This is a genomic window from Stenotrophomonas sp. STM01, assembly GCF_014852135.1.
Classification (GTDB): domain Bacteria; phylum Pseudomonadota; class Gammaproteobacteria; order Xanthomonadales; family Xanthomonadaceae; genus Stenotrophomonas; species Stenotrophomonas capsici.
Genome location: NZ_JACVBA010000007.1, coordinates 1 through 22496 on the forward strand (window position 1 = coordinate 1; position 22496 = coordinate 22496).

The 22496-nt window shown below is 67.4% G+C and carries 21 protein-coding genes and 1 pseudogene; 18 read left to right on the forward strand and 4 right to left on the reverse strand.

All coding sequences use genetic code 11. From position 1 onward, the window contains the following. The 8 genes and pseudogenes from IB227_RS18105 to recO form a co-directional block, all read left to right on the forward strand. Positions 1 to 346, forward strand: a pseudogene (locus IB227_RS18105) (anti-sigma factor); the annotation flags it as partial. A gap of 121 nt (positions 347 to 467) precedes the next feature. Continuing rightward, on the forward strand, positions 468 to 1988 hold the full coding sequence (locus IB227_RS18110) for a DegQ family serine endoprotease (RefSeq protein WP_192288537.1): 1521 nt from the start codon (positions 468 to 470) through the stop codon (positions 1986 to 1988). Positions 1989 to 2144: 156 nt separating this feature from the next. Further along, positions 2145 to 3935, forward strand: coding sequence for a translation elongation factor 4 (gene lepA / locus IB227_RS18115; RefSeq protein WP_165931246.1), 1791 nt, complete (start codon positions 2145 to 2147; stop codon positions 3933 to 3935). Positions 3936 to 3988: 53 nt separating this feature from the next. After that, positions 3989 to 4792: a signal peptidase I gene (gene lepB, locus IB227_RS18120; protein ID WP_132865188.1), complete on the forward strand. Its 804-nt coding sequence runs from the start codon at positions 3989 to 3991 to the stop codon at positions 4790 to 4792. 29 nt (positions 4793 to 4821) lie between these two features. Next, positions 4822 to 5202 carry a DUF4845 domain-containing protein gene (locus tag IB227_RS18125; RefSeq protein WP_192288538.1) on the forward strand — a complete coding sequence of 127 codons (381 nt, stop codon included), beginning with the start codon at positions 4822 to 4824 and terminating at the stop codon, positions 5200 to 5202. Continuing rightward, positions 5192 to 5869, forward strand: coding sequence for a ribonuclease III (rnc, locus tag IB227_RS18130; protein WP_192288539.1), 678 nt, complete (start codon positions 5192 to 5194; stop codon positions 5867 to 5869). The genes IB227_RS18125 and rnc overlap by 11 nt, the downstream gene beginning before the upstream one ends. Further along, complete coding sequence (gene era, locus IB227_RS18135; RefSeq protein WP_132865185.1) at positions 5866 to 6765, forward strand: GTPase Era; 900 nt, start codon at positions 5866 to 5868, stop codon at positions 6763 to 6765. The genes rnc and era overlap by 4 nt, the downstream gene beginning before the upstream one ends. A gap of 123 nt (positions 6766 to 6888) precedes the next feature. Further along, entirely contained in the window at positions 6889 to 7614 is a 726-nt protein-coding gene (gene recO, locus IB227_RS18140) for a DNA repair protein RecO (RefSeq protein WP_192288540.1), read from the forward strand. 9 nt (positions 7615 to 7623) lie between these two features. Here recO and IB227_RS18145 read toward each other — a convergent pair whose 3' ends face one another. Then, positions 7624 to 8340: a response regulator gene (locus tag IB227_RS18145; protein WP_132865183.1), complete on the reverse strand. Its 717-nt coding sequence runs from the start codon at positions 8338 to 8340 to the stop codon at positions 7624 to 7626. A gap of 124 nt (positions 8341 to 8464) precedes the next feature. On the opposite strand from IB227_RS18145, the gene rlmD reads away from it, so the two are divergent. From rlmD to IB227_RS18190, 9 genes are all read left to right on the forward strand, one after another. Next, on the forward strand, positions 8465 to 9802 hold the full coding sequence (gene rlmD / locus IB227_RS18150; RefSeq protein WP_192288541.1) for a 23S rRNA (uracil(1939)-C(5))-methyltransferase RlmD: 1338 nt from the start codon (positions 8465 to 8467) through the stop codon (positions 9800 to 9802). Between the two features lie 3 nt (positions 9803 to 9805). Then, complete coding sequence (locus IB227_RS18155) at positions 9806 to 10291, forward strand: CYTH domain-containing protein (RefSeq protein ID WP_192288542.1); 486 nt, start codon at positions 9806 to 9808, stop codon at positions 10289 to 10291. A gap of 283 nt (positions 10292 to 10574) precedes the next feature. Then, positions 10575 to 11264, forward strand: a complete 690-nt coding sequence (locus tag IB227_RS18160; protein ID WP_192288543.1) for a DsbA family oxidoreductase — start codon at positions 10575 to 10577, stop codon at positions 11262 to 11264. A 66-nt stretch (positions 11265 to 11330) separates the two neighbouring features. Then, positions 11331 to 12338 carry a beta-N-acetylhexosaminidase gene (gene nagZ, locus IB227_RS18165; protein WP_192288544.1) on the forward strand — a complete coding sequence of 336 codons (1008 nt, stop codon included), beginning with the start codon at positions 11331 to 11333 and terminating at the stop codon, positions 12336 to 12338. Next, positions 12338 to 12889, forward strand: a complete 552-nt coding sequence (locus tag IB227_RS18170; RefSeq protein ID WP_132865178.1) for a hypoxanthine-guanine phosphoribosyltransferase — start codon at positions 12338 to 12340, stop codon at positions 12887 to 12889. Before nagZ ends, IB227_RS18170 begins: the two co-directional genes overlap by 1 nt. 123 nt (positions 12890 to 13012) lie before the next feature. Further along, positions 13013 to 13759, forward strand: a complete 747-nt coding sequence (locus IB227_RS18175; protein WP_192288545.1) for an S-methyl-5'-thioinosine phosphorylase — start codon at positions 13013 to 13015, stop codon at positions 13757 to 13759. 90 nt (positions 13760 to 13849) lie between these two features. Beyond that, entirely contained in the window at positions 13850 to 14056 is a 207-nt protein-coding gene (locus IB227_RS18180) for a cold-shock protein (RefSeq protein ID WP_005410590.1), read from the forward strand. Between the two features lie 80 nt (positions 14057 to 14136). Further along, positions 14137 to 15372: an NAD(P)/FAD-dependent oxidoreductase gene (locus IB227_RS18185; RefSeq protein WP_192288546.1), complete on the forward strand. Its 1236-nt coding sequence runs from the start codon at positions 14137 to 14139 to the stop codon at positions 15370 to 15372. Between the two features lie 56 nt (positions 15373 to 15428). After that, entirely contained in the window at positions 15429 to 17066 is a 1638-nt protein-coding gene (locus IB227_RS18190) for an acyl-CoA dehydrogenase family protein (protein WP_192288547.1), read from the forward strand. A gap of 119 nt (positions 17067 to 17185) precedes the next feature. Here IB227_RS18190 and IB227_RS18195 read toward each other — a convergent pair whose 3' ends face one another. The 3 genes from IB227_RS18195 to IB227_RS18205 form a co-directional block, all read right to left on the reverse strand. Then, the gene (locus tag IB227_RS18195) at positions 17186 to 17614 is read right to left on the reverse strand and encodes a hypothetical protein (protein WP_192288548.1); all 429 of its coding nucleotides are present in this window, start codon (positions 17612 to 17614) and stop codon (positions 17186 to 17188) included. A gap of 140 nt (positions 17615 to 17754) precedes the next feature. Further along, entirely contained in the window at positions 17755 to 18096 is a 342-nt protein-coding gene (locus tag IB227_RS18200) for a hypothetical protein (RefSeq protein WP_132865173.1), read from the reverse strand. A gap of 121 nt (positions 18097 to 18217) precedes the next feature. Further along, the gene (locus IB227_RS18205) at positions 18218 to 19393 is read right to left on the reverse strand and encodes an acetyl-CoA C-acyltransferase (RefSeq protein WP_192288549.1); all 1176 of its coding nucleotides are present in this window, start codon (positions 19391 to 19393) and stop codon (positions 18218 to 18220) included. Between the two features lie 175 nt (positions 19394 to 19568). Between IB227_RS18205 and IB227_RS18210 the strand changes: the two genes are divergently transcribed. Beyond that, positions 19569 to 22487 carry an autotransporter serine protease gene (locus IB227_RS18210; RefSeq protein ID WP_192288550.1) on the forward strand — a complete coding sequence of 973 codons (2919 nt, stop codon included), beginning with the start codon at positions 19569 to 19571 and terminating at the stop codon, positions 22485 to 22487. The last annotated feature ends 9 nt before the right edge of the window (positions 22488 to 22496 follow it).

A 22496-nucleotide genomic window follows, 5' to 3' on the forward strand; every position in this document is an offset into this window, starting at 1 on the left:
CCGTGAGTCCGCGCCGCGGCGTGGCAGTGCCACCCGGACCCAACAGGCCGCCCGTGCCTCGGCCGTGGCACGGGCCAGCGAGCCGCAGCGTGCAATCGCGGCCGCGGCGCCGGTGCTGCCGGCCGCTCGCGCCGTCCATGACCCGCTGCAGGCGGCCGATCCGTTCGCCGCGGCCGGCACCCTGCAGGCACGTCCATGGCCGCGCTCGGCGCTGTCGCAGGGCGGGGCGTTCAATGCCAGTTTCCCGGCCCAGCAGGGCGGTGCGACCTTCTATCCGTTCGAGCCGCGTCTGCCGGCGCAGGATGCCGAACAGGCCGACCTGCCGCGCTTGCCATCGCATCGCTGAGTACTTCCCGGCTGGCCACAGGCGCTGGCCGGACCTTCCCCCTTGACCCCGGATGGCATGCTGCACGCCTGCCCTGACGGATCTCCTTGACCCCAATTCCTGAATCGGAGGCTCGACGCTGATGTCCAACCGTATCCATGCCCAGATGCTGGGCCTGCTGGCGATGACCCTGCCGCTGGCCGCCTGCGCACAGACCACTGCCCCGTCCGCCCCGACCGAGCAGGTCGCCGCGGCGCGCCCGCAGGCCCCTGCGGCACCGCTGGTCAGCGGCCTGCCGGACTTCACCCAGCTGGTGGATCAGGTGGGCCCGGGCGTGGTCAACGTGGAGACCATCATCGGCGCGCGCCGCAACCCCCGCATGGTCAATGGCCCGGGCATGGACGACATGCCGGAGTTCTTTCGGCGCTTCTTCGGCCCGGATTTCCAGATGCCGGGGCCGGGCCAGCAGGCGCCGGACAGCGGGCCGCGTGGCCGGGGCATGGGCTCGGGCTTCATCATTTCCAATGACGGCTACGTGCTGACCAACCACCACGTCATCGACGGCGCCGAGTCGGTCAAGGTCAAGCTCAGCGACCGCCGCGAGTTCACCGCCAAGGTGGTCGGCAGCGATGCCCAGTACGACGTGGCCCTGCTCAAGATCGAGGGCCGGAACCTGCCGACCGTGCGCGTGGGTGATTCCAATACCCTCAAGCCGGGCCAGTGGGTGGTGGCGATCGGCTCGCCGTTCGGCCTGGACCATTCGGTCACCGCCGGCATTGTCAGTGCGCTGGGTCGCAGCACCGGTGGGCAGGAGCAGCGCTATGTGCCGTTCATCCAGACCGACGTGGCGATCAACCAGGGCAATTCCGGCGGCCCGTTGCTGAATACGCGCGGCGAAGTGGTGGGCATCAACTCCCAGATCTTCTCCGCCTCCGGCGGCTACATGGGCATCAGCTTCGCCATCCCGATCGACCTGGCGATGAATGCGGTGGACCAGATCAAGAAGACCGGCAAGGTCAGCCGTGGCCAGCTGGGTGTGATGGTCGGGGCGATCAACGCCGACGCGGCCGAGGGTCTGAAGCTGCCGGACGGCCGCGGCGCGCTGGTCAACCAGCTGGTGCCGGACAGTGCCGCCGCCAAGGCGGGCATCGAGGTGGGCGACGTGATCCGTTCGGTCAATGGCACCGAGATCAACTCCTCCAGCGACCTGCCGCCGCTGATCGGCGCGATGGCGCCAGGCAGCAAGGTGCGGATGGGGATCCTACGCGATGGCCGGGCCCGTGACATCACGGTCACCCTGAGCGAGCTGGCCGAGGACGCGCAGGGGGCCACCCCGGCTGCCGGTTCAGCCGACGAGGCCAAGCCGCAGGTGGGCGCCAACGCCCTGCTGGGCCTGGACGTGGCCGACCTGACCGCGCCCGAGCGCCGCCAGTTGGGGCTGGGGGCCAACGAAGGCGTCCGGATCACCCGGGTCAACAGCCAGGCAGGCCGCGAGGCCCAACTGGCCCCGGGCATGGTGGTGCTGCAGGTGGGGCGTACCCCGGTGGGCAGCGTCGCGGCGCTGAACCGGGAGCTGGCCGGCTACAAGAAGGGTGACGTGGTCATGCTGCTGGTCCGGGCCGGTGCCAACAGTGCCTTCGTGGCCATCCGCGCCGGCGACTGAGCCCGCAGGCCCAGCCGCTGCAAGGGGAGCCGCCTTCGGGCGGCTCCTTTCGTTCAGCCCGTTCAGGCCTTGGTGCTGGGCTGCTTCCGGGCATGCGATAATGCCCCGTTATCCTGACGACGCCGCGCGCCGCCGCTACCTATGTCCCACGATTCAATGCGGATGATCCGCAACTTCTCCATCATCGCCCACGTCGACCACGGCAAGTCCACCCTGGCCGATCGCATCATCCAGTTGTGTGGCGGCCTGAGCGCGCGTGAAATGGAAGCGCAGGTGCTCGACAACAACCCGATCGAGCGCGAGCGTGGCATCACCATCAAGTCGCAGTCGGTGTCGGTGCCGTATACCGCCCGCAACGGCCAGACCTATTTCCTGAACTTCATCGACACCCCCGGGCACGTCGACTTCTCCTACGAGGTCAGCCGCTCGCTGGCCGCGTGCGAGGGCGCGCTACTGGTGGTCGATGCCGCCCAGGGCGTGGAGGCGCAGTCGGTGGCCAACTGCTACACGGCCATCGAGCAGGGCCTGGAGGTCGTGCCGATCCTCAACAAGATCGACCTGCCGACCGCCGACATCGACCGTGCCAAGGCCGAGATCGAGGCCGTGATCGGCATCGACGCCTCCGACGCGGTGGCGGTCAGCGCCAAGACCGGCCTGAACATCGAGGAGGTGCTGGAAGCCATCGTGCACCGCATCCCGGCCCCGGCTGACCGTGGCAGCAACAAGCTGCAGGCGCTGATCATCGACTCCTGGTTCGACAACTACCTGGGCGTGGTCTCGCTGGTGCGCGTGATGCAGGGCGAGATCAAGGCCGGCGACAAGATCCAGGTCATGTCCACCGGCCGCTGGCACCAGGTCGACAAGGTCGGCGTGTTCACCCCCAAGCGCAAGGAAATGCCGTCCCTGCGCGCCGGCGAGGTGGGCTGGATCAACGCCAGCATCAAGGATGTCCACGGCGCACCGGTCGGCGATACGCTGACCCTGCTGGCCGACCCGGCGCCGGAACCGCTGCCGGGCTTCCAGGAAATGCAGCCGCGCGTGTTCGCCGGCCTGTTCCCGGTCGATGCCGAGGACTACCCGGACCTGCGCGAGGCGCTGGACAAGCTGCGCCTGAACGACGCCGCGCTGCGCTTCGAGCCGGAGAGCTCCGAGGCGATGGGCTTCGGCTTCCGCTGCGGCTTCCTGGGCATGCTGCACATGGAAATCGTGCAGGAGCGCCTGGAGCGCGAGTACAACCTCGACCTGATCAGCACCGCGCCGACGGTGATCTACGAGGTGCTCAAGAGCGACGGGACCATCGTGATGATGGACAACCCGGCCAAGCTGCCGCCGATCAACACGGTCGAGGAAATCCGCGAGCCGATCATCCGCGCCAACATCCTCACCCCCGAGGAGTACATCGGCAGCATCATCAAGCTGTGCGAGGAAAAGCGCGGCAACCAGATCAGCATCACCTACATGGGCAGCCAGGTGCAGATCAGCTACGAGCTGCCGATGGCCGAAGTGGTGCTGGACTTCTTCGACAAGCTCAAGTCGGTCAGCCGCGGCTATGCCTCGCTGGACTACCACTTCGTCCGTTTCGAGGCCGGCCCGTTCGTGCGCGTGGACGTGCTGATCAACGGCGACAAGGTCGACGCGTTGTCGCTGATCGCCCACCGCAGCCACGCCGATCGCCGTGGCCGCGAGCTGTGCGAGAAGATGAAGGACCTCATTCCCCGGCAGATGTTCGACGTGGCCATCCAGGCCGCGATCGGTGCGCAGATCATCGCCCGTACCACGGTCAAGGCCATGCGCAAGAACGTGTTGGCCAAGTGCTATGGTGGCGACGTTTCGCGCAAGAAGAAGCTGCTGGAGAAGCAGAAGGAAGGCAAGAAGCGCATGAAGCAGGTGGGCCGCGTGGAGATCCCGCAGGAAGCCTTCCTGGCCGTGCTGCAGATGGACAAGTAAGCAAGCCTCTGGGGCCGGTGCGATGCACCGGCCAACGCTGCAAAGGACCGTGAATGAAACTGTTTGAGATCCTCCTGGTCGTGCTGACCCTGGGCTCCGGCCTGATCCTGCTGGCCGATAAGCTGTTCCTGGCCAAGCGCCGGGCGGCCAAGGCCGGCCTGCTGGACGGCGACGAGCCGGCCGTCGTCGATTACTCCCGGGCGTTCTTCCCGGTGCTGGCGGTGGTGCTGATCCTGCGCAGCTTCGTCGCCGAGCCGTACAAGATCCCGTCCAGCTCGATGATGCCGAACCTGCTGATCGGCGATTTCATCCTGGTCAACAAGTTCTCCTACGGCTTCCGCCTGCCGATCACCAACACCAAGATCATCCCGGTCGGCGAGCCCAAGCGCGGCGACGTGGTGGTGTTCAAGCCGCCGCACGCGCCGGACCAGAACTGGATCAAGCGCGTGGTCGGCCTGCCGGGCGACCGCATCGGCTTCCACGGCGACACCCTGTCCATCAATGGCCAGCCGCTGGGCTACCAGGAGAAGGGCGAGTACATCGGCAAGGGCCCGGGCGCGGAGATGACCGGCGCCAGCCTGTTGACCGAAGACCTGCCGGGGCGTACCCATACCGTGCTGGAACTGCTGGGCCGCGCCGATCCGCGCGGGCAGGGTGACTGGGTGGTGCCGGAAGGGCAGTACTTCGTGATGGGCGACAACCGCGACAACAGCGAAGACAGCCGTTTCTGGACGCAGACCCACTTCCTGCCGGAAGAGAACCTGCGTGGCAAGGCCTTCATGATCTGGCTCAACTGCTCGGGCTGGTTCTGCAAGGCGAGTTTTGAACCGTCCCGGATCGGGACGGGCATCCAATGATCCATCAACGCGTATCTGGGGAGATCGCTATGAAGCACAAGCAAGGTGGTATGACGCTGCTGTCGTTCGTGACGGTGCTGGCCGTGGTCGGCTTCGCGCTGTATATCGCGATGAAGCTGTTCCCGATGTACCAGGAGTACTACGGGATGAAGTCCTCGATGAAGTCGATGGCCGCTGAACTGAGTGCCGGTGGCGAGGTCGATCCCGGCAAGGCGACGGAGATGTTCTTCAAGCGCATGGACATGAACTATTCCGAGAGCATCAAGCGCGACAACATCAAGTTCGACCGCATCGACGGCGGTTGGCGGATGAACGTGAAGTACGAGGTCCGTCGCCCGCTGGTCGGCAACCTGGACATCGTTGGCAATTTTGAACATTCCCAGGATCTGACTTCAGGCAGTGGTAACTAAGACGTTCCAACGGAATGACCTGATCGGTCATCCATTCAAGGATCAGGACCTGCTCAAGCAGGCCCTGACCCACCGTAGTGCCGGCGCTCCGCACAACGAGCGCCTGGAGTTCCTCGGCGACAGCATCGTCAACCTGCTGATCGCCGAAGCGCTTTTCAGCCGTTGGCCCAAGGCCGACGAGGGCGCGTTGACTCGCGCCCGCGCCTCGCTGGTATGCGAGAGCGCGTTGGCGGTGATCGCGCGGACCCTGAACCTCGGCGAGCGCCTGACGCTGGGGCCGGGCGAGATGAAGTCCGGTGGCCACCGCCGTGATTCGATCCTGGCCGACACCGTCGAGGCGGTGGTCGCGGCGATCTACCTGGATGCCGGCTTCGAAGCCTGCCGCGCGCGCGTGCTGCCGTGGTTCGAGGCCTCGCTGGCCGCGGTGCCGGCCGGCAAGCCGGAGAAGGACCCCAAGACCCGCCTGCAGGAATGGCTGCAGGCCCGGCAGAAGCCCCTGCCGGTTTACGAGCTGGTATCGGAGACCGGCGACGACCACGCCAAGCACTTCCATGTGCGCTGCAGCGTGGCTGACCCGGCCGTGACCACCGAAGGCGAAGGCACTTCGCGACGACTGGCCGAACAACAGGCGGCGGCTGCCGCGATCGAACAACTGGATCCCAAGTGAACGACACCACTTCCCATCGCTGTGGCAGCGTCGCGGTCATCGGCCGCCCGAATGTCGGCAAATCGACCCTGACCAATGCCCTGGTCGGCGCCAAGATCAGCATCGTTTCCAACCGCCCGCAGACCACGCGCCATCGCCTGCTGGGCATCGCCACCTTCCCGGAAGGCCAGCTGGTGCTGGTCGACACGCCCGGGTTGCACCGCCAGCAGAAGCGGGCGATGAACCGGGTGATGAACCGCGCCGCGCGCAGCTCGCTGGAAGGCGTGGATGCCGGCCTGCTGGTGATCGAGGCCGGGCGCTGGGACGAGGAGGACACGCTGGCCTTCAACGTGCTGCGTGACGCCGGCATCCCGGTGGTGCTGGTGGTCAACAAGGTGGACCGCCTGAAGGAGAAGGGCGCGCTGCTGCCGTTCCTGCAGGAAATCACCGTTGGCCGCGAGTTCGCCGCCGTGCACCCGATTTCCGCGCTCAAGCGCAACGGCCTGGAAGCGCTGGTGCGCGACCTGATCGGGCTGGTGCCGGAAGCACCGCCGATGTTCGGCGAGGATGAAATCACCGACCGCAGCCAGCGCTTCCTGGCCGGCGAGCTGGTCCGTGAGCAGTTGATGCGCCAATTGGGCGAGGAACTGCCATATGCCACCACCGTGGAGATCGAGCGCTTCGCCGAGGACGGCGGGCTGCTGCGTATCGGCGCGGTGATCTGGGTCGAGCGCGAAGGCCAGAAGGCCATCGTGATCGGCAAGGGCGGTACCCGCCTGAAGGAGATCGGTGCCAAGGCCCGCCTGCAGATGGAGCGCCTGTTTGGTGCCAAGGTATTCCTGGAAACCTGGGTGCGCGTGCGCGAAGGCTGGTCCGACGACGAAGCCGCCCTGAAGGCCTTTGGCTACGGCGAGTAAGTACTGAGGGCATGGGAGCCGCAAGCCGGCTTCCTTCCTGCCCGGGCGGTGTTGCCGCGCGGCGCCGGATGGCCGTCCACAGGCGGGCCACCGCTCCCTGTTCCCCGCTACTGGGTTCCCCCGATGCGTATCGAAGACCAGCCGGCCTACGTACTGCACGCGCACCCCTGGCGCGAGACCAGCCTGCTGGTCGAGGTGCTGAGCCTGGAGCATGGCCGTCTGGGCCTGCTGGCGCGCGGCGTGCAGGGGCTGAAGAAGCAGGCCCTGCGGGCTGCCCTGCAGCCGCTGCAGTCGATCCGTTTCGATGCGGTGATGGGCGGTGAGCTGGCCCAGCTGCGCCGTGCCGAAAGTTGTGACGTGGCGCCGCGCCTGCATGGCCACGCCATGCTGGCCGGCTTCTATGTCAATGAACTGGTGATGCGGCTGGCGCCCCGCCAGGATCCGCTGCCGGAACTGCATGCCGCTTACGGCCAACTGCGCGCGCGGCTGGAACAGGACGCCCCCCTGGCCTGGTCGCTGCGGCGGTTCGAGCGGGACCTGCTGGAGGCGCTGGGGGTGGGGTTTGACTGGAGCAGCGCGGCCGACGGTGAGCCGATCGACCCGGCGGCCCGGTACCGGCTGGATCCGCAGGAGGGACCATTGCGGCAGCTCAGCGAGCGCAGCAGCCAGGAGCGGCGCGCGTTGGCCACCGGTGCCGCATTGCTGGCCCTGGCCGAGGACCGTTGCCCTGGGGCCGCCGACCTGGCCAGCCTGCGCCCGCAGATGCGCGCGGTGCTGCTGCACCACCTGGGCGGGCGTGGGTTGAAGTCCTGGGAGATGCTGGGCGACCTGAGCCGCCCGGCGGAGTAGGGCCTGCGCTCAGCGGAGCAGCGTGCCGACGGCCAGCTCGAACTGCTGGCGTGCCGGTGCCGAGCCCGGATGGGCATGCAACTGGCGCACGGCCCGGGCCAGGCGCAGCGCGCCGACGAAACCGCAGCTGGCCTTGAGCCGGTGCAACTGGCTGCGGGCCTCGTCCTCGTCCTGGTGCTCCAGGGCGCGGCGCACCGCATCGCGCGCGTTGGGCAGTTCGGACAGGAACAGCTCGCGCAGGGCGCGCAGGTGTGCCTGCTGCCCATTCAGCGCGCTCAACGCCACGGTCTCGTCCCAATCCGGGACTTCCTGGTTGTCGTCCACTTCGTTGCTGTTGGCCGCGGACTTGGCCAGGGTGCGGCGGATCGCCTTGAGCAGCGTTTCGCGGCTCATCGGCTTGATCAGCGTTTCGCTGAAGCCCGCGCGTTGCAGGTTCTGCTGCATTTCGCTGCTGGCATCGGCGGTATGCGCCAGCGCCGTCACCTGCGGATCGCGGGCACGCAGGTGCTGCAGCAGGCTCGGGCCATCGCCGTCGGGCAGGTTCACGTCGATCAGCAGCAGGTCGTAATGCGCGGATTCGGCGCGACGCAGCGCGCTGGCGAACGAGTCGGCGATGTCCACCGTCGCTGGCAGCGATTCAAGGGCGAACTGGAAAAAACCTTGGCTGGTCATGTCGTCCTCGACCAGCAGCAGGTGCGGGATGGTTCCCTGTCGTTGCGTATTCATCTGCTGCCTCCATGCCAGCGTCCTTTTGCATATTAGCCGCAGGATCGTCAGGCGCAAGCGGCCGGGGTCCTCCCGGCCCGCTTCTGCGACAATACGCCCCCTTTTGCCCGCAGCCGTTCGCCACGTGGCCCGATCCAGATCCCGCATAGACAAGACCCCGTTCCAGACCGACATCCTCGACCTGAGCCACGACGGCCGCGGCGTTGCCCGCCGTGAAGGCGAGGGCGGCAAGGTGACCTTCATCAGCGGCGCGCTGCCGCAGGAAACGGTGATGGCCGAGCAGACCGGCAAGAGTCGCCATTTCGATGAGGCACGCACCGTCGAGGTGATCACCGCCTCGCCGCACCGGGTCGCGCCGCGTTGCCCGCATTTCGGCGTCTGCGCCGGCTGCGTGCTGCAGCACCTGGACGAGCCGCAGCAGATCATCGCCAAGCAGCGCGTGCTGATGGACAACCTGGAGCGCATCGGTCACGTCACGCCGGGCACCGTGCTGCCGCCGTTGTCGGGCGAGGCCTGGGGCTACCGTCGCAAGGGACGGTTCTCGGTGCGCCGCGTCGAGAAGAAGGACAAGACGCTGGTCGGTTTCCGCGAGCAGGACCCGCGCTTCGTGGCCGACCTGGGCCAGTGCCTGACCGTGATCCCGGAGATCGGCACCAAGGTGTCGGCGCTGTCTGCCTTCATCGAGACACTGGATGGCAAGCGCGACATCCCGCAGATCGAGTTCATTGGTGGCGATGCCGCCATCGCACTGACCGTGCGCCACCTGCAGCCGTTGTCCGATGCCGACACGCAGGCATGGGCGGCATTCGGCCAGGAGCACGGCTTCGCGATTTATCTGCAGCCCGGTGGGCTGGAATCGGTGCACCCGCTGTGGCCGGTTGAAGGCGTATCGCTGTCGTTCGCGTTGCCGCAATGGGACGTGGAGCTGGCGTTCCGTCCGCTGGACTTCATCCAGGTCAATGCCAAGCTCAACCAGCAGATGATCGCGCATGCGCTGACCCTGCTCGACGCGCAGCCGGACGAGCGCGTGCTCGACCTGTTCTGCGGCCTGGGCAACTTCACCCTGCCGCTGGCACGCACCGTGCGCGAAGTGGTGGGCGTGGAGGGCGAGGCCGGGCTGGTGGCGCGTGCGCGTGAGAATGCGCAGCGCAATGGCCTGGACAACGCGCAGTTCTTCGCCGCCGACCTGACCCAGGACCAGCGCAACACGCCGTGGATGAAGCAGGGCTTCGACAAGCTGCTGCTGGACCCGCCGCGCTCGGGCGCGATCGACGTGCTGCAGCAGCTGCCGCTGAAACAATTCAAGCGCATCGTCTACGTCAGCTGCCATCCGGGCTCGCTGGCACGCGATGCCGGCTACTTGGTCAACGAGCAGGGCTTCACCCTGGTCAGTGCCGGCGCGATGGACATGTTCCCGCACACCGCGCACGTGGAAAGCATCGCCGTCTTCGAGAAAAAGTAAGCCGTGGGCATCGAGATCGAGCGCAAGTTCCTGGTCACCAACGACGACTGGCGTGCCGCCGCGCACGCGGTCATCCCGATGGCGCAGGGCTACATCAACGATACCGCGGCGATGGACAGCGGTGCGCAGAAGGCTTCGGTGCGGGTTCGCATCCAGGGCGACGCGGCCTACCTGAACATCAAGTCGCGCGAGCTGGGCCACACCCGCCAGGAGTTCGACTACCCGATCCCGGTGGGTGACGCGCGCGATCTGCTGGCGCTGTGCGTGGGTGGGCTGATCGACAAGCGCCGCCACCTGGTCCACCACGGCGGCCTGCTGTGGGAAGTGGATGAATTCCTCGGCGACAACGCCGGGCTGGTGGTGGCCGAAGTGGAGCTGCAGAGCGCTGACCAGGCGTTCGACAGGCCGGGCTGGGCGGGTGCCGAAGTGACCGACGAGCTGCGTTATTACAACCTGGCGTTGGCCTCGCACCCGTACAACCGCTGGTAGGAGCGGCCCCGGCCGCGAAGCGGGAAGGGCTGAAAGGCGGAACGGCAGACCCCTCCCCAACCCTCCCCTTGCCGATGGCAAAGGGAGGGGGCCAGAGCGGGCTTCGCTGTGATCTGAGCGCGCTGCACGAACCGCCCCCTCCCTTTGCCGCAGGCAAGGGGAGGGCTGGGGAGGGGTGACGCTCGACCATCCCATCCACGGCACGATCCAATCCATCAGGTCGTAACGCCGACGGCGCAGACTCCGCTAGGCTGATCCATCCCCTTTGCGAAAGAAGAATCCCATGCGCATCGATATCTGGTCCGACGTGGTCTGCCCCTGGTGCTGGATTGGCAAGCACCGTTTCGAGCGCGGCCTGGCGCTGATGGGGGACAAGGCACCCGACGTGGAGGTGCATTGGCATCCGTTCCTGCTGGCCCCCGATGCCGATGAAACCCCGGTGCCGCTGCGCGAGGCCTATGCCGCCAAGTTCGGTGGCGTGGAGCGCACCAACCAGATGCTGGCCCAGACCCAGTCCACCGCCCAGGCCGAGGGCCTGCCGATGGACTTCGACCAGGGCCAGGTCAAGGTGACCACGCTGCCGGCGCACCGGCTGCTGTGGCTGGCCGGGCGTGAAGGCGTGCAGGCACCCGTGGGGGAGGCGCTGTTCCAGGCCCATTTCGCCCATGGCCGCAACCTGGCCGACCCGCAGGTGCTGGCCGAGGCCGCGGCGGCGGGCGGCATCCCGGCCGAGCGTGTGCAGGCGTTGCTGGCCTCGGACGAGGGCATGAACGAGGTCCGTGCCGGGCTGGGCCAGCTGCAGGCGCTGGGCATCCAGTCGGTGCCGACCTTCGTCATCAACGGCCGCTATGCCGTCCAGGGCGCGCAGCCGCCGGAAGTGTTCGCCGAGGTACTGGCCAAGGTCGCCGCCGAGCTGGCGCCGGCCCCGGCGCAGGATGAACAGGCCTGCGGTCCGGACGGCTGCAGCATCTGACGGCGCTGGCGCCATCTGCGACAATGCACGGCTTCGCCGCCGCCTGCGGCGACCAGGAGTCTTTGCATGCTGTTGATCGGCGTCGCCGGAACCGAACTGACCGCCCAGGAACGTGACTGGCTGCAGCACGATGCCGTGGCCGGGGTGGTGCTGTTCAAGCGCAATTTCGCCTCGCGTGCGCAGGTGGTCGAGCTGACCTCGGCGATCCGTGCCGCCACCGCGCGCCCGTTGCTGGTGGCGGTGGACCAGGAAGGCGGACGGGTGCAGCGCTTTCGCGAGGGCTACGCCGATCTGCCGCCGCTGGACGGCTTTGGCAAGTTGTTCGCCACCGACCCGGAAGCGGCGCTGGCCCTGGCCGAGCAGCACGCCTGGCTGATGGCCAGCGAGATCCGCGCCAGCGGGCTGGACCTGAGTTTCGCGCCGGTGGTCGATGTCGGCCACGGCAACCTGGCCATTGGCAACCGCGCCTTCAGCGAGGACCCGCAGGCCGTGGCCGCGCTGACCGCGGCCTACGTGCGCGGCATGCACTCGGTCGGCATGGCCGCCACGCTCAAGCATTTCCCCGGGCACGGCACGGTGCGCGAGGACACCCACGTCGATACCGCCGTGGACCCGCGCCCGCTGCAGGCAATGGAAACGCATGATCTGGTACCGTTCCGCGCAGGCATCGCCGCGGGCGCCGATGCGGTGATGATGGCCCATGTCATCTACCCGCAGATCGCGCCCGAGCCGGCCGGCTATTCGCCGCGCTGGATCAACCAGATCCTGCGCCAGGACATGGGCTTCCGCGGCGTGGTGTTCTCCGACGACATCGGCATGGCGGCCTCGTTCGCCGCCGGTGGCGTCAAGGCCCGGGTCGATGCCCACCTGGATGCCGGTTGCGACGTGGTGCTGGTCTGCCACCCGGAACTGGTCGAAGAATCGCTGCAGGCCGTGGCCGGCCGCAGCTTGAATACCGCCGCGCTGCTCGGCCTGATCGGCCGTGGCGCGATGGGTTGGGGCGGCCTGCTCGCCGATACCCGCCATGGCGATACCCGTAACCGTTTGCTTGAAAACCTTGGAAGAACTGCCTGATGTCCAAACTCACTCTTGAACAAGCGGTGGCCCAGGCCGACCTGCTGGTCGACCGTCCCACCATCGACAAGGCCATTGCCGGTATCGCCGACGCCATCGCGCGCGATTACAAGGGCGAGGTCCCGGTGTTCCTGTCGATCATGAATGGCGCGCTGCCGTTCGCCGGCCAGCTTGCGCTGGAACTGGGCGCACGTGGCCAGGACGCGCAGTTCGATTACATGCAGGCCTCGCGCTACCACGGCGAGACCGGTGGCGAGCTGGTCTGGAAGCACCGCCCGGTGTCGGCGCTGTTCGGCCGTCGCGTGATCCTGGTCGACGACATCCTGGACGAGGGTTTCACCCTGCAGGGCGTGCGTGACTGGTGCATGGAGCAGGGGGCCACCGACGTGCGCATCGCGGTGCTGACGGTCAAGCAGCACGACCGCTGCCTGGCGGGCGTCAAGGCCGACTACGCCGGTGTGAACCTGCCGGATCGCTTCGTGTTCGGCTTCGGCATGGACGTGGACGAGTCGCTGCGTTCGCTGCCGGCCATCTACGCGATGAAGCAGTAACAAGCACGAAGCCGCTCCCGGACCGGACCGGACGGGTCCGGGTGCGTGCCGTCAAAACGTGGGGCCGGTCGTGCGCAGGCGCGGCCCGGCCCCATTGCGTACCCGTACCTTCAGGAAACAAACATGGAACCCATCGCCCTGGCCGTGATCGGCGGCACCGGTGTCTACAAGCTCGCCGCCCTGGACGATGTCCAGACCCATGAGGTGGAAACCCGCTACGGCGCTCCGTCCGGCCCGGTCCGGGTCGGCCTGCTCAACGGCCAGCGCGTGGCCTTCCTGGCCCGCCACGGCGAGGGCCATTCGATCCCGCCGCACAAGATCAATTACCGCGCCAACCTGGCCGCGCTGCAGCAGCTGGGCGCGACCCGGGTGCTGGCACTGAACACCGTCGGTGGCATCACCGAGCAGTTCGGCCCGCGCGTTCTGGCCTGCCCGGACCAGTTGATCGACTACACCTGGGGCCGTATCTCCACGCTCAGCGAGGAGGAAGGCAGCGAGGTGCTGCACGTGGACTTCGGCCATCCGTACACGCCGTCTTTCCGTGCCAAGGTGCTGGCCGCAGCGCAGGCCCGGGGCGTGGTGGTGCAGGACGGTGGCTGCTACGGCGCCACCCAGGGGCCGCGCCTGGAGACCAATGCGGAAATCGCGCGGATGCGCCGTGATGGCTGTGACCTGGTGGGCATGACCGGCATGCCGGAAGCGGGCCTGGCGCGCGAACTGGGGCTGGAATACGCCTGCCTGGCGATCATCGCCAACTGGGCCGCCGGCTGCGGCGACGCCGGGGAGATCACCATGGCCGAGGTGCTGGCCAACGTGGACGCCGCCTCGGCGGGTTTGCCGACTTTGGTCGGAGAACTGGCCCGGGGGTGATTGTCTTCCCGGCCCAAGCTTTGCATACTCCGTCCGTGCGCTTCATTCAGCGTGCATCAATCCATTCATCGAACAAGGTCTCGCATCACCATGCCGAACGGTACCGTCAAGTGGTTCAACGACGCCAAGGGATTTGGCTTCATCTCACCGGAGGACGGCAGCGCCGATGTCTTCGCGCACTTCTCCGCGATCAATTCCAAGGGCTTCCGCAGCCTGCAGGAAGGCCAGCGCGTCACGTATGACGTGACCCAGGGCCCGAAGGGTGCCCAGGCTTCCAATATCACGCCGGCCGAGTAATCCACTCGGTTGTGCCGAAAAAACCCCGCTGAGGCGGGGTTTTTTTTTAGTGGCCGTGGCCGGGCCAGGGAGAACTGGGAATGCGCAAGTCGTTGGATATCGCCATCGTCGGTTACGGCACGGCCGGCCAGTCGCTGGCGGTGCTGCTGAGCCGGGATGGGCACCGGGTGCAGGTGTTCGAGCAGGTGCCGCGGCCGGGGCCGGTGGGCGCGGGCTTCCTGCTGCAGCCGACCGGCCTGCAGGTGCTGTGGCAGATGCAACTGCTGCCGCAGGTGTTCGCGCATGGGGCAGTGGTGCGCCGCCTGTATGGCGAGACGCCGTGCGGGCGGGCGGTGATGGACATGACCTACGCCGGGCTGGACCGGCGCCTGTACGGCGTGGGCATGCAGCGCGGCGCCCTGTTCGCGCTGCTGGACCAGGCCTGGGATGCATCCGCGGCGCTGCACGTGGACAGCCGCATCACCGCCATCGATGACAGTACCCGGCGCGTGCAGGACCAGCACGGCCACTGGCATGGCCCGTTCGACCTGGTGATCGCCACCGACGGTTCGGCGTCGGGCCTGCGTGCGCAGGTGCAGGGTACGCGGCTGGACCGCGTCTATCCGTGGGGCGCCCTGTGGTGCCTGTTGCCGGCCGATGACTGGGCATTCGCCGACGAACTGCGGCAGCGCTACGTGGCCGCGCGCAAGATGATCGGGCTGCTGCCGGTGGGGACCCGCCCGGGCGACGACACGCCGCGCCTGAGCTTCTTCTGGAGCCTGCCGCGTGATGGCTTCGCGGCCTGGGAGCAGGCCGGGCTGGCGCCGTGGCTGGAAGAGATCGCGCAACTGTGGCCCGAAGCACGCGCGCGTCTGCACGGTGTCACCGTGCAGTCCCAGCTGGCGCGGGCCAGCTACCGCGACGCGGTGATGGACCGCTGGTACCGGGGGCGGCTGGTGCTGGCCGGCGACGCGGCCCATTCGATGAGCCCGCAGCTCGGCCAGGGCGTGAACATGGCGCTGCTGGATGCGCTGGCGCTGCGCGACGTGCTGCGCGCCGAGGACGATGTCGATGTGGCGCTGGCCCGCTACCAGGCGCAGCGCAAGGCGCACGTGGGCATGTACCAGTTCTGGAGCCGCTGGCTGACGCCGGTGTTCCAGTCCGACCGCGACTGGGTGGCGCGCGCACGCGACCTGTTGTTCAAGCCAATGGGGCGCATGCCGGGTGGCCGCGGACACATGCTGCGCGTGCTCAGCGGCACCCAGCACGGCCTGTTTGGCAGGTTGCCGCTGGAGGAGGCCTTCATCGCCGCGTTGCAGGAACACCACGGCCGTTAGCACGCCCTTGGCGGGCATGCGGCAGAATCGGGTGTCAGACCCCGGGAGCCGACGCCATGCCATCGCAGCCGCCACCGTTCGAAACCCACGTCGTCGACAACCAGGTGCCGCCCTTCGGCGGGCGGGACCTGTGGCAGGACGACCTGGTCCTGCAGCAGGCGGTGGTGCGCGAGGGCGCGGCGTTCTTCAGCGCCGAACTGCGCCACTACGGCACGCTGGCCGGTGGTGACCTGTACCGCGCCGGTTTCGATGCCAACCGCCAGCGCCCGCAGCTGCGCACCCACGATGCGCAGGGACATCGCATCGATACGGTGGATTTCCATCCGGCGTACCACCAACTGATGGCCACCGCCAAAACCCACGGCGTCGCTGGCCTGTCATGGCATCGCCCGCGTCCGGGCGGGCATGTGGCGCGGGCGGCGCTGAGCTACCTGCACCACCAGGCCGAGGCCGGGACCAGTTGCCCGTTGACCATGACCCATGCCGCGGTGCCGGTGCTGCGGCAGGAGCCGGCGCTGGCCGACTGGGCCGACAAGGCCGCCGCGCCCTTCTACGACCCGCGCGACCTGCCGATCGGCGACAAGGTCGGCATCACGCTGGGCATGGGCATGACCGAAAAGCAGGGCGGTTCGGACGTGCGCGGCAATACCACCACGGCCACGCCACTGGCCGCCGACGGGGAATACAGCCTGGTCGGCCACAAGTGGTTCTTCTCGGCACCGATGTCCGATGGCTGGCTGGTGCTGGCGCAGGCCCCCGGTGGCCTGACCTGCCTGCTGATGCCGCGACGGTTGCCGTGCGGCCGTCGCAATGCCTTCCACCTGATGCGGCTGAAGGACAAGCTGGGTGATTGGGCCAACGCCTCCAGCGAGGTGGAGTTCTGCGGGGCGTGGGCGCGGCGGGTGGGCGAGGAAGGGCGGGGCGTGGCCACCATCATCGAGATGGTCATGTTCACCCGCCTGGATTGCATGCTCGGTGCGGCGGCGGAGATGCGCATGGCGCTGGCACAGGCACTGCACCATGCCCGGCACCGGCGCACGTTCGGCAAGCGGCTGGTCGAACACGCGCTGATGGCCAACGTGCTGGCGGACCTGGCCATTGAATCGGAAGCGGCCACGTCATTGGCGATGCGGGTGGCACGCGCGGTGGACGCCGCCCCGACCCAGCCGGCCGAGGCCGCGTTCGCGCGCATCGCCACCGCGATCGGCAAGTTCTGGGTCTGCAAGCGCGTTCCCGCGTTCGTCAATGAGGCCCAGGAATGCCTGGGCGGCGCGGGCTATGTCGAGGAGTCGATGTTGCCGCGGTTGTACCGGCAGGCACCGTTGAACTCGATCTGGGAAGGCAGTGGCAACGTGCAGTGCCTGGACGTGCTGCGTGCATTGGCGCGCGAGCCGCGCGCACTGCAGGCGTTGCTGGATGAACTGCAGCAGGCCGAAGGGCAGGGCGGGGCGTATGACGCTGCGCTGGAGGCGCTGCGCGTGCAACTGGCCGCCGGTGAGGTGGCCGAGGCCGATGCGCGCTCGCTGGTGGCACGGTTGGCGGTGCTGCTGCAGGCCGCGGTGCTGCGGAAAGCCGGTAGCCCGCTGGCGGAGGCGTTCGTGCAGTCGCGGGTTGCGCGCAGTGGTGGCGTCTACGGGCAACTGCCCGCCGACCTGCCCTTCGCAGGGATCCTGGCGCGCGCGTTGCCTGCCTGAACCGTTCGTTGTTGCCGCAGCGGCGAAGTCGCTGCCTGCGGCTGCTTCGGCGGCAAGGCTTCGGGCCTGCGGGAAGAACGCCACGCAGCCGCGCTCAGGCGGCCGCGTGGCGGTTCAGGTCAATGCTTGGCTTCGTCGGCCTTGGCGCGCGCGTCCTTAGCGACGTCATGCGCATGGTTGGCAGCCTTCTGCGCGGCGTTGGCGGTTGCCGCGCTGGCGTCGGCGGCGGCCTGCTTGGCTGCAGCGTCGGCATCGGCGGCGGCCTCCTTGGCGGCACTGCCAGCGTCGCGGGCAGCCTGGGCGGTGGCATCGGCGGCCTTGTCCAACGCCTGCTGTGATTCGGCGGCGGCATCACGGGTGGCCTGGGCGGCTTCGTGCGCGGCATCGCGGGTCGCATCGGCGGCCGAATCCGCCGCGTTGCGTGCCGCGGCGGCGGCATTGTCGGCAGCGGCGGCGGCATCACGCTTGGCCTGCTCGGCATCGGGGTTGTTGCAGGCAGCCAAGGCCAGTACCAGGCTGGTGGCCAGCAGCGGGGTGAGCAGCTTCATCGTGTCTCTCCTTGTGTGGGAACCCGGCCACAATCTAGGGCGACACGTATTCAGATCTTGTCAACGCGCGGGACGCCGGCAATAAAAAAAGCCGCTGGCGAACCAGCGGCTTTTCAAGACAAGCGTGGAAGCAGAAGTTATTACTTCTTGGCTTCTTCAGCAGCGTCCTTGGCTTCAGCAGCGACGTCCTTGGCGGCGTCGGCAGCGTCGGCAGCGGCGCCGGCAGCGGCGTCGGTGGCGGCGCCAGCAGCAGCCTGGGCAGCGTCGCCAGCGGCGTCAGCAGCGGTGGCGGCGGTGTCGGCAGCAGCCTGAGCGGCGTCAGCGGTGGCGGCGCCAGCGGTGGCAGCCTGGTCAGCAGCAGCCTGGGCTTCGGTGGCGGCCTGGTTGGCGTCGGCGGCAGCGTCAGCAGCCTGTTCCTGCTTCGAGCAGGCAGCCAGGGCCAGACCCAGGGTCATCGCGATCAGCAGCTTGTTGATGCTCATTTGTGAATCCTCGTCGTGAAATTTGGCAACGCGCCATTGCGCGCCGGGAACATGATGACAAGCCCATTTGGGGTGTCAAGCGGGTACGCATTCAGGTTTGAGAAAATCTGAGAAATTCCAATCAGATCAATTCGATGGCAATTGCGGTTGCTTCGCCGCCGCCGATGCACAACGATGCGACACCGCGCTTGAGGCCGCGCGTGCGCAAGGCATTTACCAGCGTAACCACCAGGCGCGCGCCCGAGGCGCCGATCGGGTGGCCCAGTGCGCAGGCACCGCCATTGACGTTGACCTTGCCGTGCGGAATGCCCATTTCGCGGATCGGCGCCATGGCCACGACGGCGAAGGCTTCATTGATCTCGAACAGGTCCACGTCGGCCACGCTCCAGCCGGCCTTTTCCAGCACCTTGCCGATCGCGCCGAGCGGGGCGGTGGTGAACCATTCCGGCTCCTGCGAGAAGGTGGCATGGGCCACGATGCGGGCCAGCGGCTGCACGCCACGCTTGGCGGCATCGTCGGCCGAGAGCAGGACCACCGCGGCGGCGCCGTCGGAAATGCTGGACGAGCTGGCGGCGGTGACGCTGCCGTCCTTCTTGAAGGCCGGGCGCAGGGTCGGGATCTTGGCGATGTCCGACTTGCCGGGCTGCTCGTCCTGGTCCACCTCGACCTCGCTCTTGCGGGTGGCGACCTTCACCGCAACGATCTCGTCGTTGAAGGCACCGTTGGCCTGGGCGGCCTGGGCGCGCTTGACCGACTCGATGGCGTAGGCGTCCTGCTCCTCGCGGGTGAAGCCGAACTTGCTGACGGTGGCTTCGGCGAACACGCCCATGGCCTGGCCGTCGTACGGGTTGGTCAGGCCATCCCATGCCATGTGGTCCACGGCCTGGAAGTTGCCGTAACGGTTGCCGGTACGCGAGTTGGGCAGCATGTGCGGGGCGTTGGACATGGACTCCATGCCGCCGGCCACCACGATGCTGGCCGAGCCGGCCTTGATCAGGTCATGGCCCAGCATGATGGCCTTCATGCCCGAACCGCAGACCTTGTTGAGCGTGGTGGCGCCGGTGCTGATCGGCAGGCCGGCGGCCAGTGCGGCCTGGCGGGCCGGGGCCTGGCCCAGGTTGGCGGGCAGCACGCAGCCCATGATCACTTCGGAAACGTCGCCAGCGGCAACGCCGGACTGGGCGAGGGCGGCGCTGATCGCGGCCGAACCCAGGGTCGGGGTGGGGACGCCGTTGAACTGGCCAAGGAAGGAGCCAATGGCAGTGCGCTTGGCGGCGGCGATGACGATGTCGGACATGGGCAATCTCGGTTATACCTTGCGGCAATTATCGAACGTCCCCGGTGGCAGGCCCATTGGACCATCGGCACATCCATCAGGGGGACGGACTGTCGTTGCAGTATAGAAGGTCGGGGTGCCGTAGCCTGATGCGGCGAATACCTGAATTGGTGATGTCACTACGGGGAGAGTGGGAATGGGGAGCAATGCGCAAGTCAATCTGTTGGCCGTGGCGCTGCTGCTGGCGCTGACGGGCTGTGGGGGCGGTGGCGGAAGCAAATCCAACCCACCACCACCGGTGAGTCCGCCGCCCACGACGCCACCGGTAACACCGCCAGTCATTCCCCAGCCGGCCATTGATGCACATCTTGCGCTGACCAATGCGTGGGATGGGCGAGGGGGGGCTTACAACGGTGCTGGCATCCGTATCGGTGTGGTCGACTCGGGGGTGATGCGCAATCACCCTGCGTTGGCGGGGCGTGTGGTCGCCAGCTATTTCTACCTGGACCCCGCGCGGAACAATGCCAATGTGGATGATGTGGTGGGGCATGGCACGGCGGTGGCGGAGTTGGCCGCGGGAGCACCCACCGGCTCCTGGCCGGGCGGCATCGCGCCAGGGGCGCAGATCGTCTCGGCGCGGATCATCGCCGACGAGCGGCCTACCGACGATGGCTCGGGGCAGGGCAACGAAGTGGATGGTGCACTGGGCTTCGCCCCGATCCATGAGGACCTGATCCGTGCCGGCGTGCGGATCATGAACAACTCCTGGGGAGGGCTGTATTGGACAAGGCCCACCGCGACCGCGCCCATCGCCGCCGAGTACCGGCCCTTCATCATCGACAATGACGGGCTGGTGGTGTTTGCCACCGGCAACGAGTCTCGCACCAATCCTTCCAGCATGGCCGCGCTGCCGAGCCAGCCGGGGCCCAACGGCACGCTGCCGGCGGCTGACCTGGAGCGAGGCTGGCTGGCCGTGGCCGCGCTCGATACCGCCAACCCGACACAGCTGGCGTCCTACTCCAATGCCTGCGGTGTGGCGAAGAACTACTGTCTGGTCGCACCGGGTACGGCGGCGTACGTCAGCCATGACAGCACCACGGGCAACCTGCGCTATCAATACAACAGCGGTACATCGTTCGCCGCGCCGTTGGTGTCCGGTGCCGCAGCATTGGTGTGGCAGAAGTACCCCTATTTCAACAACGACCTGGTGCGGCAGACGTTGCTGGGATCGGCCACCGACCTGGGCGCACCGGGGCCGGATGCCGTGTTCGGGTACGGTCTGCTGAACGTCGGCAAGTCCATGCGTGGGCCGGCCAGGCTGGACTGGGGCGATGTGCATGTCGTTCTGCCCAAGGGAAACTCGGAGCCGTGGTGGAACAGCATCAGTGGAGCGGGTGGCCTGACCATCGATGGCGGTGGTGAAGTGGTCGATGGCGTGGAAGATCCCACGCTTTCACTGAGTGGGCAGCACACGTTCACGGGTGGGCTTGCCATCACCGGTGGTGCCACGGTTTCGGTGAACGGCAGCCTCGTGTCCGACGTTACCGTGGGGAAGGGTTCCTACCTGTATGCATGGGAAGTGACGTTGCAGGGTGGTGTGATCAACAACGGTGTGATGCAGATCAACTCGGCCGAGCACGTGCAGGTCGAAACCCGTTTGAACGGTGACGTCGTCAACAACGGAGTCTTCTTCAACCGCGATTTCTCCCATACCACGCTGGGGGGCGATTTCACCCAATCCGCCACCGGTGAATACTGGACGTATCTGGGGACCGACCCGCTGCACATCGAGGGCAGTGCGACGTTGGATGGCGGTCTGTACATCCATGGGCTGGCGCCTGGTTACATAGCGCGGCACAAGACCGAAATCCTGATCGCCGATGGCGGTGTCAACGGGGAGTTTGCCTGGCAGGGATACAACGCCGGGCTCCTGCTGGATGCGACAGTGGGATATGGAGCTGATCGGGTATGGCTGGATGTGGACCGCGCCGATGTGGCCACCACCGCGCTGCGGATGGCGGACATCAGCCCTGCGTCGTTATCGGCCGCGCGTCGCGTCGAGGGGGCATTCCAGGCGATTGATGCGGTGCTGCAGCCGGTCGCTCCCGGCAGGAACGTGGTGGTTGACCATGACTTCATTTCCGCTGCAGCCCAGGTGCAGCGAGTGCCGGATGTGCAGGCATTGAACCGGACACTCGAAAGTCTGTCCGGCCAGGCGCACGCGGCAGCCACGGTGATGACCTTCGACAGCATCGACATGAACCGGCGGGCGCTCTCCACCCAGTTCGCACAGAGCACCGGCAACGGGCCGAACCCGGCGAGCTGGATGCGCTCGTTGGGAGGAACTGGCCAAGGGGGATATCTGGGGAATGACTACAACGCAAGTGGTTGGATGATGGGGCAGGAGATCGGTATCGGCGGTGGCGTACTGGGTTTCGCTTTCGGCGAAACCCGTGCCAGCACCACGGCGGGTGGCGCGCAGGACCGCAGCCGGGATCGACAGGCCCAGTCCCAGTTGTACGCCGGTTGGCGCATGGGCCAGGCGTACGTGTTGGGCCAGGCCGGCTTTGGCCAGTATCAGCGCGAGATGGATCGCAACCTGCTGCTGGGCAATGAACGTGCCGGCGTGCATGCGCGGTACAGCGGTAACTTCCTGTCTGGCAGCGTGGAGGGAGGCTACCGTCTGGGCGGGCAGGGCGGCGTGTCACTCACGCCCTATCTGGCGGCCGAGTACACCCGTATCGACAACGATGCCTTCCGCGAGCAGGGGGGCTACGGCTTCGGCCTGCAAGCCGGGGGCTGGAGCAGCAGCCGTACACAGGCGCTGGCGGGTGTACGTGGGCAGTATCTGTGGCGCGGATTGGCGGTCAACGGCTACGCCGAATGGCAATACGCGTTTTCTGCCAATGGCATGGCGCTGGATGCAGGCTTTGTCGGTATCGACGCGTGGGCGCCGTTGGCGGGTCTGCAGCCGGCACGCTCGGGGGGGCTGCTTGGCTTGTCGCTGGATTCGTGGCTGTCGCGCAACACGCGGCTGTCCTTGGGCTACGACCAGCGGTTTGGAACGCGAAAGGACATCCAGCAGGTGTCGCTACGGCTCTCCCAGGCTTTCTGAGGGCTGGGG

What these genes read in the sequence shown, in the direction of transcription:
- IB227_RS18110 (WP_192288537.1), top strand. Translation starts at nt 468, where the DNA reads ATGTCCAACCGTATCCATGCCCAGATGCTGGGCCTGCTGGCGATGACC.
- lepA (WP_165931246.1), top strand. Translation starts at nt 2,145, where the DNA reads ATGCGGATGATCCGCAACTTCTCCATCATCGCCCACGTCGACCACGGC.
- lepB (WP_132865188.1), top strand. Translation starts at nt 3,989, where the DNA reads ATGAAACTGTTTGAGATCCTCCTGGTCGTGCTGACCCTGGGCTCCGGC.
- IB227_RS18125 (WP_192288538.1), top strand. Translation starts at nt 4,822, where the DNA reads ATGAAGCACAAGCAAGGTGGTATGACGCTGCTGTCGTTCGTGACGGTG.
- recO (WP_192288540.1), top strand. Translation starts at nt 6,889, where the DNA reads ATGCGTATCGAAGACCAGCCGGCCTACGTACTGCACGCGCACCCCTGG.
- IB227_RS18145 (WP_132865183.1), bottom strand. Translation starts at nt 8,340, where the DNA reads ATGAATACGCAACGACAGGGAACCATCCCGCACCTGCTGCTGGTCGAG.
- IB227_RS18160 (WP_192288543.1), top strand. Translation starts at nt 10,575, where the DNA reads ATGCGCATCGATATCTGGTCCGACGTGGTCTGCCCCTGGTGCTGGATT.
- nagZ (WP_192288544.1), top strand. Translation starts at nt 11,331, where the DNA reads ATGCTGTTGATCGGCGTCGCCGGAACCGAACTGACCGCCCAGGAACGT.
- IB227_RS18170 (WP_132865178.1), top strand. Translation starts at nt 12,338, where the DNA reads ATGTCCAAACTCACTCTTGAACAAGCGGTGGCCCAGGCCGACCTGCTG.
- IB227_RS18175 (WP_192288545.1), top strand. Translation starts at nt 13,013, where the DNA reads ATGGAACCCATCGCCCTGGCCGTGATCGGCGGCACCGGTGTCTACAAG.
- IB227_RS18180 (WP_005410590.1), top strand. Translation starts at nt 13,850, where the DNA reads ATGCCGAACGGTACCGTCAAGTGGTTCAACGACGCCAAGGGATTTGGC.
- IB227_RS18185 (WP_192288546.1), top strand. Translation starts at nt 14,137, where the DNA reads ATGCGCAAGTCGTTGGATATCGCCATCGTCGGTTACGGCACGGCCGGC.
- IB227_RS18190 (WP_192288547.1), top strand. Translation starts at nt 15,429, where the DNA reads ATGCCATCGCAGCCGCCACCGTTCGAAACCCACGTCGTCGACAACCAG.
- IB227_RS18195 (WP_192288548.1), bottom strand. Translation starts at nt 17,614, where the DNA reads ATGAAGCTGCTCACCCCGCTGCTGGCCACCAGCCTGGTACTGGCCTTG.
- IB227_RS18200 (WP_132865173.1), bottom strand. Translation starts at nt 18,096, where the DNA reads ATGAGCATCAACAAGCTGCTGATCGCGATGACCCTGGGTCTGGCCCTG.
- IB227_RS18205 (WP_192288549.1), bottom strand. Translation starts at nt 19,393, where the DNA reads ATGTCCGACATCGTCATCGCCGCCGCCAAGCGCACTGCCATTGGCTCC.
- IB227_RS18210 (WP_192288550.1), top strand. Translation starts at nt 19,569, where the DNA reads ATGGGGAGCAATGCGCAAGTCAATCTGTTGGCCGTGGCGCTGCTGCTG.